General features: G+C 42.1%; 15 protein-coding genes and 1 pseudogene. 9 read left to right on the forward strand and 7 right to left on the reverse strand.

Annotated features, from left to right (window positions below; all coding sequences use genetic code 11):
• The first annotated feature begins 4 nt into the window (after nt 1-4).
• Both R2Q85_RS19110 and R2Q85_RS19115 read left to right on the forward strand, forming a co-directional pair.
• Nucleotides 5-511, forward strand: coding sequence for a GbsR/MarR family transcriptional regulator (locus R2Q85_RS19110; protein ID WP_316813393.1), 507 nt, complete (start codon nt 5-7; stop codon nt 509-511).
• A gap of 62 nt (nt 512-573) precedes the next feature.
• Entirely contained in the window at nt 574-1,386 is an 813-nt protein-coding gene (locus R2Q85_RS19115; RefSeq protein WP_316813394.1) for a DCC1-like thiol-disulfide oxidoreductase family protein, read from the forward strand.
• 53 nt (nt 1,387-1,439) lie between these two features.
• Here the strand turns inward: R2Q85_RS19115 and R2Q85_RS19120 are convergent, their stop codons facing one another.
• From R2Q85_RS19120 to R2Q85_RS19140, 5 genes are all read right to left on the reverse strand, one after another.
• Nucleotides 1,440-1,922 carry a DinB family protein gene (locus R2Q85_RS19120; protein ID WP_316813395.1) on the reverse strand — a complete coding sequence of 161 codons (483 nt, stop codon included), beginning with the start codon at nt 1,920-1,922 and terminating at the stop codon, nt 1,440-1,442.
• An 81-nt stretch (nt 1,923-2,003) separates the two neighbouring features.
• Nucleotides 2,004-2,486: an SRPBCC domain-containing protein gene (locus R2Q85_RS19125; RefSeq protein ID WP_316813396.1), complete on the reverse strand. Its 483-nt coding sequence runs from the start codon at nt 2,484-2,486 to the stop codon at nt 2,004-2,006.
• Entirely contained in the window at nt 2,473-2,814 is a 342-nt protein-coding gene (locus tag R2Q85_RS19130; RefSeq protein WP_316813397.1) for a metalloregulator ArsR/SmtB family transcription factor, read from the reverse strand. Before R2Q85_RS19130 ends, R2Q85_RS19125 begins: the two co-directional genes overlap by 14 nt.
• Nucleotides 2,815-2,925: 111 nt before the next feature.
• On the reverse strand, nt 2,926-3,318 hold the full coding sequence (locus R2Q85_RS19135; RefSeq protein ID WP_316813398.1) for a VOC family protein: 393 nt from the start codon (nt 3,316-3,318) through the stop codon (nt 2,926-2,928).
• Between the two features lie 115 nt (nt 3,319-3,433).
• Entirely contained in the window at nt 3,434-3,949 is a 516-nt protein-coding gene (locus tag R2Q85_RS19140; RefSeq protein WP_316813399.1) for a hypothetical protein, read from the reverse strand.
• Nucleotides 3,950-4,055: 106 nt separating this feature from the next.
• Here R2Q85_RS19140 and R2Q85_RS19145 point away from each other — a divergent pair, with 106 nt between their 5' ends.
• Both R2Q85_RS19145 and R2Q85_RS19150 read left to right on the forward strand, forming a co-directional pair.
• Nucleotides 4,056-4,367: a hypothetical protein gene (locus tag R2Q85_RS19145; protein WP_316813400.1), complete on the forward strand. Its 312-nt coding sequence runs from the start codon at nt 4,056-4,058 to the stop codon at nt 4,365-4,367.
• Between the two features lie 201 nt (nt 4,368-4,568).
• Entirely contained in the window at nt 4,569-4,886 is a 318-nt protein-coding gene (locus R2Q85_RS19150) for a helix-turn-helix transcriptional regulator (RefSeq protein WP_316813401.1), read from the forward strand.
• Between the two features lies 1 nt (nt 4,887).
• Here the strand turns inward: R2Q85_RS19150 and R2Q85_RS19155 are convergent, their stop codons facing one another.
• Nucleotides 4,888-5,898 carry a GntR family transcriptional regulator gene (locus R2Q85_RS19155; RefSeq protein WP_316813402.1) on the reverse strand — a complete coding sequence of 337 codons (1,011 nt, stop codon included), beginning with the start codon at nt 5,896-5,898 and terminating at the stop codon, nt 4,888-4,890.
• Nucleotides 5,899-5,961: 63 nt separating this feature from the next.
• Entirely contained in the window at nt 5,962-6,843 is an 882-nt protein-coding gene (locus R2Q85_RS19160) for an AraC family transcriptional regulator (protein WP_316813403.1), read from the reverse strand.
• A 215-nt stretch (nt 6,844-7,058) separates the two neighbouring features.
• Here R2Q85_RS19160 and R2Q85_RS19165 point away from each other — a divergent pair, with 215 nt between their 5' ends.
• The 5 genes and pseudogenes from R2Q85_RS19165 to R2Q85_RS19185 form a co-directional block, all read left to right on the forward strand.
• Nucleotides 7,059-7,832 carry a phytanoyl-CoA dioxygenase family protein gene (locus R2Q85_RS19165; RefSeq protein WP_316813404.1) on the forward strand — a complete coding sequence of 258 codons (774 nt, stop codon included), beginning with the start codon at nt 7,059-7,061 and terminating at the stop codon, nt 7,830-7,832.
• A gap of 103 nt (nt 7,833-7,935) precedes the next feature.
• Nucleotides 7,936-8,829 carry a phytanoyl-CoA dioxygenase family protein gene (locus R2Q85_RS19170; RefSeq protein ID WP_316813405.1) on the forward strand — a complete coding sequence of 298 codons (894 nt, stop codon included), beginning with the start codon at nt 7,936-7,938 and terminating at the stop codon, nt 8,827-8,829.
• Entirely contained in the window at nt 8,826-9,626 is an 801-nt protein-coding gene (locus R2Q85_RS19175; RefSeq protein ID WP_316813406.1) for a sugar phosphate isomerase/epimerase, read from the forward strand. Before R2Q85_RS19170 ends, R2Q85_RS19175 begins: the two co-directional genes overlap by 4 nt.
• Nucleotides 9,623-10,915, forward strand: coding sequence for an MFS transporter (locus R2Q85_RS19180; RefSeq protein WP_316813407.1), 1,293 nt, complete (start codon nt 9,623-9,625; stop codon nt 10,913-10,915). Before R2Q85_RS19175 ends, R2Q85_RS19180 begins: the two co-directional genes overlap by 4 nt.
• A gap of 21 nt (nt 10,916-10,936) precedes the next feature.
• A pseudogene (locus tag R2Q85_RS19185) lies at nt 10,937-11,156 on the forward strand (N-acetylmuramic acid 6-phosphate etherase); the annotation flags it as partial.

An 11,156-nucleotide genomic window follows, 5' to 3' on the forward strand; every position in this document is an offset into this window, starting at 1 on the left:
GTATATGGAACTGGCAGCAGCAAAATTAAAATTCATTGAAGCCTGGGGTAAGTTAGGCTCGGAATGGGGTATTAACCGTACCATGGCCCAAGTGCATGCTTTATTGCTGATCTCGCCGGAGGCGCTTACCACAGAGGAGATCATGAAAGAACTGAGCATTTCAAGGGGAAACGCAAACATGACCCTAAGAGACCTGGTCGGCTGGGGACTTGTGGAGAAACAGCATAAGGCAGGCGAGCGTAAAGAATATTTTTACGCAGATAAGGATACCTGGAATATCGCCAGGCAGGTAGCTAAAGAACGCAGAAAAAGAGAGCTTGATCCGGTTTTAAAAGTTTTAGAGGAGTTGACCAATGTAAAAGGTGATGCCAAAGATCCGGAATTTAAGACCTTCAGTAAATCGGTAAAGGACATCAATAAGCTGGCTAAAAATGTAGATAAAACCTTAGATACCATGCTTAAAGCTGAAGAGAACTGGTTTTGGAGCTCTATTTTTAAGCTATTCAAATAAACTATTTTTTTGAGATATATGTTTCAATTTTTACTGAAAATTCAATAATTAAAACTAAGCAGATGAAAACGCTTAAAAACCACCTGATCCTGTTTGATGAAGAATGTCCGATGTGCCGTATGTATACCAGCGCGTTTGTAAGTACTGGCCTTTTAGACAAAGCGGGCAGGTCCGCCTACCAGGAACTTCCGGCACAGGCTTGCCCGATGGTGGACAGGCAGCGTGCGGCGAATGAAATTGCCCTGGTAAACCAGGAGACGGGTGAAGTCAGTTATGGCATTGAAAGTCTCTTTAAAATCTTTGGCCTCGTTATGCCTTTCTTTGGCCCGCTTTTCAGGTTCAAACCTTTTGTATGGCTGATGAGCAAAGTATACGCTTTTATCGCTTATAACAGACGCGTAATTGTACCTCCTCCAAAAGCGGAAACTTTTCAGTTTCAGCCAACTTTTAAGCTGCATTACCGCATCGCTTATCTGATATTTACCTGGCTTTTAACAGCTTGGGTACTTTCCAATTATACCGGTTTAATGAAAGGACTTCTGCCTGCCGGCCATACGTACCGGGAATACTTTATTTGTGGCGGACAGATTTTTTTTCAGGGGCTGGTGATTACACTGATTAACAGGAAAAAGACCTGGGCTTATCTGGGTAATATGATGACGATCTCTTTTGCCGGGGCTTTGTTGTTGTTTCCAGGTCTGTTACTGGCGGTATGGTTCCAGTTAAGTCCCTTCTTTTACCTGGCCTGGTTTATGGTGGTGGCTGGCATGATGTTGCTGGAGCACATCCGCAGAAGCAATTTGTTAAAAATAGGCTGGACATTGACCATTACCTGGGTGTTATACCGTCTTGCGGTTCTTTTAATCATCATTTAAACGTATAGCCATGAAATATCATAAAATTATTCTGGCAGGTGGAAGGGGGTAGGTTAGACAGGTACATTCAGGGTATTCTTTTCCTGCGCTGCAATCAAACAGCCAATCTGACCATAATGATAATAATCATGCTGTAAAACTCCGTTAAGCAGGTACCTGAAATTGTACTCCCTTTGCGGAACGATGGTTGTCCATTTTTCATCTTGAAAATTGTTCAGGGCTTCGATTAAACTGCACTGCGACTGGTGAAAATTATTCAGGGTAAATTCCCAGCTGTCTACTTCCGGCCAGTCGCTGTTTGTATTGTCAATAATGTCAAATTCGGTATCGCCTTTTAGTTTTCTTACAGCAAAATAACGCCAGGCGGCCATATGTTCCACAATTTCTGCAATGGTATGATTAAAATCGGGAATGCGTTTTAACGCGGTATCTGCATCCATTGTGGCCACTTTATGCTCAAAGTTTTCCGTTACCCATGGGTCACCGCTATAAAACTCATTCATTTGATATATGATCTGTTCTTTGAAGCCATTCATCAGGATTGGGTTTTGTTCCTTCTCTAAAACAAAAAAAAATCTTAAAGGTTTATAGCAGCTTTAATGATTTCCGCAGGGTTATTATTTTGCTGTTATTAATGCATTCAGTTTATTAAACATTTTGATCCAGCTTTGGTAAGCTCCGGTTTGCTTGGCCTCTTCCTCGCTAACGGTTTGATGTATGGCCAGCTTGGTCTGTTTGCCGATAGCAGTAAAAGTTACAGTAGTCAGTAATTCTTCCGGCCAGTCTTCGGGCTTTCCTGCTGTTGCAGCGCGCACGTCTTCGCCTTTTTCATTGCTGAGGATCATAGAAAAAACCAGCTTTTCAGGAAAGTCGACCACTTTATAAATTCCTTTAATCCAGCATTGTCCGTGGACAGGGTCGTAAATGCAGGAATGAAAACTGCCGTTCACTTTAACATCAATTGCTTTAAATTCAATGGTACAGCCATCCGGAGCATACCAGTGTTTCAATTGATCAGGATTTGTCCAGGCTTTGAACACAATTTCCCTGGGTGCATCAAAAAGATGCGTAATAAAAAGTTCTTTTTTAGATTGTTCCATCGTTTTTGTCTTTAGCTTGTACTTTTTTGAGGTAGTTGTCCAGTTTTTCAAACCTGGAAACCCAATGTTTCCTCGATTGCTCAACCCAGGTAGTCACTTCATCGAGCTGCTCAAGCCGGGCTTCACAAAATCTTTCACGTCCCTTTTGGGTGATCTGGACCAGTCCACATGCTGTCAGGATCTGAATGTGTTTAGAAACCGCCTGCCGGCTAATGTCAAAAGTTTCAGCAACTGCATTTAAGTTCAATGGCTCGTGTGCTATTTTTTGAATGATGGCCCTCCTGGTAGGATCGGCTATGGCCTGAAATACGTCTCGTCTTGTAATCATAGTGCAACTATATGGTTGCAAATATAAACGCAATCATTTGATTGCGCAAGAGTTTAATGAAAAAATATTAGTACAGTTGTAGAGTCTACGATTACGGGAAAATAGAAAAAGTTATTCCATAGAAAAAAGACCAAATGGATTTCCCTCAGTATCGACACAAATGGAGCAAAATCCATATTCGCCGATAGAGAATTTAGAGCGGCTGACAATTCCTCCTGCTGATTTGATCCGGCCTTCTTCTATGCTGGCATCCTGACAAGGGAAATAAACCATGGTGTTTACACAATGACCATCGCCTTCTTTGGTGCCTGCCATTTCAATTAAGGCCCCAGATACCCCCTGGTTTTCCATAGACGAGAAGAAGGCCATTTTCATGCCATCAGGCGAATCTCCCGGGCCGGTACTGTCTATAAATTCGGTACCTAATACTGCGTTGTAGAATTTCTTCGCACGTTCGATATCCTTTACATAGATTTCAAACCAGCAGATGATGTTTTGATTCATTGTTGTAGATTTTAGTTTTGTCTGTCAAATTTAAGTTTAATGACGGGAAACGCTGATGGGTAATCGCGTCATATAACAGGGGGATTTACGACATCGGTATGTGAATTATTGCCGGTTAAGGTGTTAAGATCGGACCGGAATAGTCCGTGATTTTTGACTGGAATTTCCCTTCAGAAAATATCCTGGTCTCGATGACCTCTTCATCTGTGCCAATTTTGATAACAGCAACCTGTCCGGTGAACTGAAATTCACCTTTTATGCTTTTTCCGGCTGTATATTCGGTAATTTTAATTTTACCTTCTACACCAATAACGCTGGCATCTAGTTCCGGGGTATTGTACACAGCTAAAAAATCTGCTTCCGTGGTATATTCTCCAAGGCCATGGAAATTGTTGATGCTGAGCCCGATTTCCTCCTCGGCAGAAGCGTTGAGATTTCCATTAATCTGCACCAGGTTGTGATCTTTTATGAATACAGCGAATACATTTTTATCTCCTTTGGCTGCTTTGGATGCACCGTCAATTTTGAAGGAAATATTAGAATTTGTCTGGTTGATCACCGGTATTTTTTTGCATGCTCCGGATATCAGAACTACAAGCAGTAGCAGCGCAGGAAAGCTGAGTGGTTTCATTAGCGTTATTTGATTTAAAACCGGAAGGTAAGAAAAATTTGGAAAAAATATTGATGGCCTGAAATTTGTTTTCCTATAAAAGATAAGAACCTAACCAATTATGCGAGTGAATTTTGAATGTTTGTATTTTTTGGACAACAATGATTTATGCATTATAGAGATTAAAAAGGAGCAAAATAACCAGTGGTTCCTGATTAATAAAGAAAGCCTGAACATTAAACCTATGCAATTCAAGTCTATGGATGCCTCAGGCCAGATCGCAGAGCACTTTTTTGACCTTGGTTATTTAAAGTTTAACCCCATAGCAGGGATTTTTATTGAAAAATTTAATTCCGGCCAGCACCCATTATCTAATAAAAACTGTGAAGAAGTGCCCGATGTTTACCTGCACGCAATTGACAGTTTTTTGAGCAACTAGATTTCCTGCTTTCCATATTGTAGCGTATTTTTCTATGTTCGCCACAAAATAGGGTATATGCTCCACGTTTTTGTAACACATGCTAAAATTTTGCATGTGTTGCTTTCCTGCATTAAATGAATAAATTGAACAGCCACTTCTTGAGCTTACCTAATTATCTTCGGGGAACCCGAACCAACCACAAGGATAACAGCCAAAAAAATGAATGACAGCACTGGTAAAAAGATAAAAATACTAAGACGCCAGAAGAAATGGGCGCAAAAAGAAATGGCAGGTATGCTGGATATTTCTGTCCCCGCATATAGTAAAATTGAATGTGAAATTACTGACATCAACATCACAAGACTGATACAGGTTGCCGAAGTATTGGGGGTAGAACCTTGTACACTCTTACCCGGTCATAACCCGGAAGACCTGGTGAAGCAAGAGAATCTGCGGTTAAAACAAAAGATACAATATATTGAAAAAGAAATGATGTATCTGCAGGCAAAACTCATTGACATGTACGAGACAAAGTAAGTTAAAAAGATTTCCTGTCTATCATCAGAAACGGATTTTCAATCCGCCTGGGCTTATTTTTGATGATCATATCTGCCATTGACCTTCCCATTTGCTCAAAATCACTGGTAATGGTGGTAATACCATCAGCAATGATGCTTTTAAGCGGGGTTTCGTGATAAGAAAGGATGCCAATATCGGCCCCTAGCTGCCACTTATTTTTCCTGGCCATCCGCATTAACTTCACGAGGTCAGTATCGTCCATAATGATACAGCAATCAAATTGCTGCGGCTCATAATTATGGGTGTCCCTGATCACCCGGGCCGGAAAATCTGTTCTTTTGAATACAGAATTAAAGCCATTTACTATACCCTCCGTTTTAATGTTATCCGGAAACAATAAAATGATCCGTTTGTATTTCTGGAGTTGCCCGGAGTGTGCCGTCAGGATATCCGAAATATCTTTCTCATAATTCTGGCAAACACATGGGTAGTGGTTACCAAATTCATTTAAGCCTGAATCCAGTATGTATAATTTTTTAGGGTCAAGCTGCTTTAAGATGCCTGTTGTTTTCCTGTTGATCTCAGGCATGATCACAAAAGTGTTGTAATATGCTGCATGGTTTTGAATCAGCGTTTCAAACACACTGATGTTGTGGTGATGAAAATAAAGATCTACAGTAGCCTGATTTTTGATCTGGCCAATAAATGCGTTGTACAAAACCTCGCGATAAGGATTAAAAGTACTGAGCAGCAAAAAAATATTTTTCTTGGCCTGAACATTGGTGCTGGTCACAAAATACCCTTTTCCTGGAGTGGAGTCGATAATTCCCGCTGTTTTCAATTCATTATAAGCCTTAAATATAGAGCCTCTTGCCAATGAATGTGCCGATGCTATAGAATTTACGGAGGGTAGCATGTCCCCGTTTTTTAATACCCCCCTGGTTATGGCTTCGTGAACAGAAGCAACAATCTGTTTGTACAATGGCTGCGGTAAAGCATTGTCAATTTTTATGATCGCATCGTCATCCATGGTAAGGTGTCTTCATTTTTAGTGTTCACAAAAATAGCCCATAATTACATTAAATTATAGCATTTAAGATTTTAGGTTGCGCTGCTTAAATTCAGCAGGGCTTGTGCCGGTATATTTTTTAAAAACTGTAGCAAAATACTGGGAAGATGAAAAATTGAGTTTAAAGGCAATGGTTGTGACCGATTCGCCGGGCTTTAGCTGTAAAAGTTTTTTGGCCTCTTCAACCCTTGTTCTTAAAATATAGTCTACTGGTGGCATGCCAAATTCTTTTTTGAACCAGCTTTTAAAATGGGAGTCGGACATGTTGAGCAATTTGGCCAGCAGTTCAATGGGCAGGCTTTGATAAATGTTGTCGTCGATAAAGTTTTTAATCTCAGATATCCGGTCTGACTGTTCTCTGCCTACATTCTTTTGGGAATACTCAATTACCATTAACAGAAAATTGCTGATCAGGTTTAAGGTTTGCAGTTTATGTACAGGTTGGTGTTCAGGTTCCTCATGCAAAGTGAAAAGCTGATCCAGCATTTTCTTCATTACATCTGTTCCCTTAAAATGCCGTTCTTTTATGCCCATCAGCTCATTTATAAACACGGATGATTCTTCCGCATCATAATGAAGAAATCTTTCTTTTTCTGGTATCTGAACAATAAGCCAGTATAAAGTGCCCTTTTCTTCCGGATGACGGGCTGTTCCATGTGGTTCATTAGGAAAAGTGATGAAAATATCGCCACCCCTGATCTGGTATTCTTTTCCGTTTACTTCGTATACCTGCATGCCCTTATCGCAATAACAAATTTCCATCATACCGTCATGCGAATGGGTTTCCAGTTCTCCGTGTACATGTTTATAAGAGTATCGCCCCAATCTGACTTTTCCGTCAAGGTTAAACTTACTGAAATTTATAATGCTCCTTTCTGTAGTGGAGCGGGTATCAAAATCCGACATGTATAAAATTGTATGTTCCTACTAAATTGAAAGCTATGCTTGGGCTCAAGGGTTAAATTTGATAAAATAATTCAGCAAATCAAATATTGTGTAATTCGCCCGATGCTCTTGTTGTGATTTACAAACCTGGATTGCTGAATGATAAAACCAAATATATGTGTATGAGCCCTGTACATTCTCTTGTATAGCTTCATTACTTTTTTAAATATATACCTATGGAAAAAACGTATTTATCTGCCGGGCAGATTGCTTTTTTTAATCAGAATGGATACCTGACAGTTGAAGATATCATTACATCAGCTGAAGTGGAACAGTATAAGGCCATTTACAATGATTTCCTGACAAAGAAAATAGACGTCGGTGCAAACCGATCGGACCTTGGAGATGGATTGGGTGAGAATAAAAGCAGGGAAAACATTACCCAGATCATGTGGCCAAGTGACTTTGTGAAGGAGCTGGTAGCTATGCCTTTTCACCAGCGTGCGCTGGCCATCAGTCGGGAACTGATCGGAGCCGATGCCGAAATGGACTTCGATATGCTGATCAATAAAGCCCCCAATACGAATACGTCTACTCCCTGGCACCAGGACGAAGCCTATTGGTTAAATGTCCCTGATAAGCGTGCTGCAAGCTGCTGGCTTGCTTTAGATGAGGCTACGATAGACAATGGTTGCATGTGGTTTGTGCCGGGATCTAACCTAAAAGAAGTAAGGCCTCATCGCTTTGCGGGAAAGGAAGGGGGTGCATTAACCTGTGATGCTGCTGAAGAGGAGGGGGTATATATTGAACTGAAACCTGGTTCCTGTACTTTCCACCAGGGCCGGACATTGCATTACAGCAGGGGCAACTCCACAAATACTGAACGCAGGGCCTTTATCCTGAATTTCAGGCCTGCCGAGATGATTAAATATGAACGTGAGCGGGGATTTGATCATGGCAGAAATAATGCGGGCGACAGAAAACTAAAGAATGATGACTTTAAAGATTAGTCGAAGATGTTAAAATTCAGTTGTGGTTTGCAACTGATAAATATGTTGTTTATATTTATGTACCAGTATGTACTAGTTTATGTTTTTAATAATACATTGAGTAATGGAATATAAAGATTTGTCTAAATATCATGAACAGGTTTCAGGTTTATTTAAATGGCCTGAAAACCGGGAAGAGTGGGAGCAATACCGGCTTAATGAAAAACAGCTGGAATGCTATCGGGAGCATGGTTATGTAAGCGGTATCCAGTTTCTGGATGAAGCACAGATTGAAATTTTACAAAATGACCTCAATGCCATTGTTGACCCCGATCATCCAGGCAACAACTTGTTTCATGAGTTCCATTCCAATGAATCAGCTGATCCGGATGCAGTGTTGTTTCACGCACTGGGCGCCTGGCGGGTTACCCCCGGCTTTCATGACGTACTGTGGAACCCGGCCTTTGTGATGGCTGCCAGTCAATTGCTGGGAGAAAGGGGAGTACGCTTCTGGCACGACCAGTTGTTTTATAAACCCGCTCACCATGGTGGGGTAGTGGCCTGGCACCAGGATTATTCCTATTGGACCAGGACCATTCCTATGCATCACTTAACCTGCTGGATCGGCCTGGATGATGCAACTACCGGGAATGGATGTTTGTATTACGTACCCGGCAGTCATCGATGGGGTTTGCTGGACAAACCTGAGCTGGCGGGAGAAATGGACGGATTGCTGGCCCAGCTCAACGAACAGCAACGTGCGGAGTTTAAGCCGGTGCCGATTGAACTCAAAAAGGGCTATGGCACTTTTCATCATCCCTTGCTGGTTCATGGCTCTTATGAAAACAGATCAGCACATGCGCGCAGGGCTTTTGTATTGAATGCTTTTGCCGATGGCACCTTGTCAGATACAGACAAGGAACTCATGAAAGGTGCCATTCCTATTCCTAAAGGCGCAAAAATGACTGGACAGTTCCATCCCTTATTATTTAAAGAACCTTTAAAACAACGCTTATGAGGATACTTTACTTTTGCACAACGTGGGGACAAAGAACAGGCAGCTGGGATGATTTTTTTAACAGGATCATCGCACAGGGTTATCATGGCGTAGAAACCGATCTGCCTGCAGCAGCCGAAAGGGATGAGTTTATGGATGGGCTGAATAAATATGGATTGAAGTTTATTGCGCAACATTGGGAAACGACCGATACTGCTTTAGGAGTACACGGGCAAAAGTACGAGGACAGACTACGTCAGCTGGCTGTCTTGAAGCCGCTGTTTATCAATTCACATACCGGCAGAGATTTTTTTACGTATGCCCAGAACATTAAGCTGCTGGATATTGCGGAAAGGGTTGCGCAGGATACAGGTGTACAGGTAGTTCATGAAACACACCGAAGCAGGTTTGCTTATGCGGCACATGTTACCCTACCTTACCTTCAGGAACGGTCTGCATTACAGCTTACACTGGATATATCTCATTGGTGTGCCGTAGCCGAAACACTGCTTCAGGACCAGCAGGAAGCAGTTGATCTCGCCATAAAACATACCAGGCACATCCATGCCAGGGTAGGTTTTGAGCAAGGTCCACAGGTAGCAGATCCTTCATTACCTGTATATCGGGAAGCATTGGATTTTCATTTGAGCTGCTGGGACAAAGTGCTTGCAAATGCTAACCATGAATTCCTTACCATCACACCTGAGTTTGGTCCTGTGCCTTATATGCCGCCAGATCAGCCGGATGACCAGCAATGGCAAAACAACCTTTACCTCATGAATTTATTGAAAAACAGATATCAGCTAAACCCATCATGATCAAAGAAACTAAAGTTGGAAATTACAGGTGGTTCATTTGCTTCATGCTTTTTGCGGCAACAACCATAAACTATCTGGACAGGCAAATTCTGGGTTTACTGAAACCTACGCTGGAGAAAACCTTTAGCTGGACGGAAACAGATTACAGTCATATTGTGATGGCATTTACAGCAACTTATGCCATTGGGCAATTGTTATATGGAAAGGTAATTGATAAAATCGGGACTAAGCTGGGGTATACCATCTCTGTAACGGTATGGAGTATTGCTGCGATGCTGCATGCAGGAGTGCGGTCAACCTTTGGTTTCGTTGTGATGCGTGGCTTACTGGGGCTGGGCGAGTCTGGTAATTATCCGGGCGGTGTTAAAACCGTTGCCGAATGGTTCCCTAAAAAAGAAAGGGCCCTTGCAGTAGGAATTTTTGATTCAGGCTCTAATATCGGTGCTTGTGTCGGGCCGCTGCTGGTGCCCTGGATATTGGCTGTTTACGGCTGGCAAATGGCTTTTATCATTACCGGTGCTTTAGGCTTTGTATGGCTGGCAGCCTGGATCTCTTTTTACGAGATACCGGTTAAACAGAAAAAACTGAGCCCTGCCGAACTGGATTACATCAACAGCGATGAGGATGCACTGGCAGAAAATAACGATACCAGTACCGTAACCTGGAAAAAACTACTGGGACTTAAACAAACCTGGGCATTTATTGCCGGCAAGTTTTTTACCGATCCGATCTGGTATTTCTTCCTTTTCTGGCTGCCATCTTATTTCGCTACACATTTTCATCTGGACCTTAAAAAACCAAGCTTGCCCCTGGTGATCGTTTATACTGGCACCATGATCGGCAGTATTGGCGGCGGATACCTTTCGTCCTGGCTGATTAAAAAAGGCTGGCCGGTATATAAGGCCCGTAAAATTGCATTAATGGTGGCTGCGGTATGCGTTATTCCGATCATCGCAACCCGTTATACCACCAATATGTGGTTTGTAATTGCCCTGATCAGTCTTTCTGTGGCTGCAAACCAGGCCTGGAGTGCCAATATATTTACCGTTGTTTCTGATATGTTTCCAAAAAAGGCCGTCAGTTCCGTTGTTGGTTTAGGCGGCATGGCAGGTGCCATAGGGGGCGTATTGTTCCCGGTATTCATCGGTTTTATCCTTGATTTTTACAAAGGTGCAGGAAATATTGTAGCTGGTTATAACATTATATTTCTGGTCTGTGGCTGTTCATTCCTGGTCGCATGGCTGGTGATACACTTGCTGGTGCCAAAAATGGAAAAGGTTAAGCTTTAAGTTAATATAGTTTTTTATAAAATGAGTTTTATCAAAACAACTGAAATGCCATCTGTTTACCGTCACCTCGAAAAGATGTCGACACAAGAGCTATTGAATCACATCAATGATGAGGATGCTACTGTGGCAGCTGCGGTACGCAGACTGATCCCTGTCCTTACTGATCTGGTTGATGCTGCTGCAGAACGGATGGAACAAGGTGGCAGGTTATTTTATATCGGAGCGGGTACCAGTGGCAGGT

Source organism: Pedobacter heparinus (genome assembly GCF_032678725.1).
Lineage (GTDB): Bacteria > Bacteroidota > Bacteroidia > Sphingobacteriales > Sphingobacteriaceae > Pedobacter > Pedobacter heparinus_A.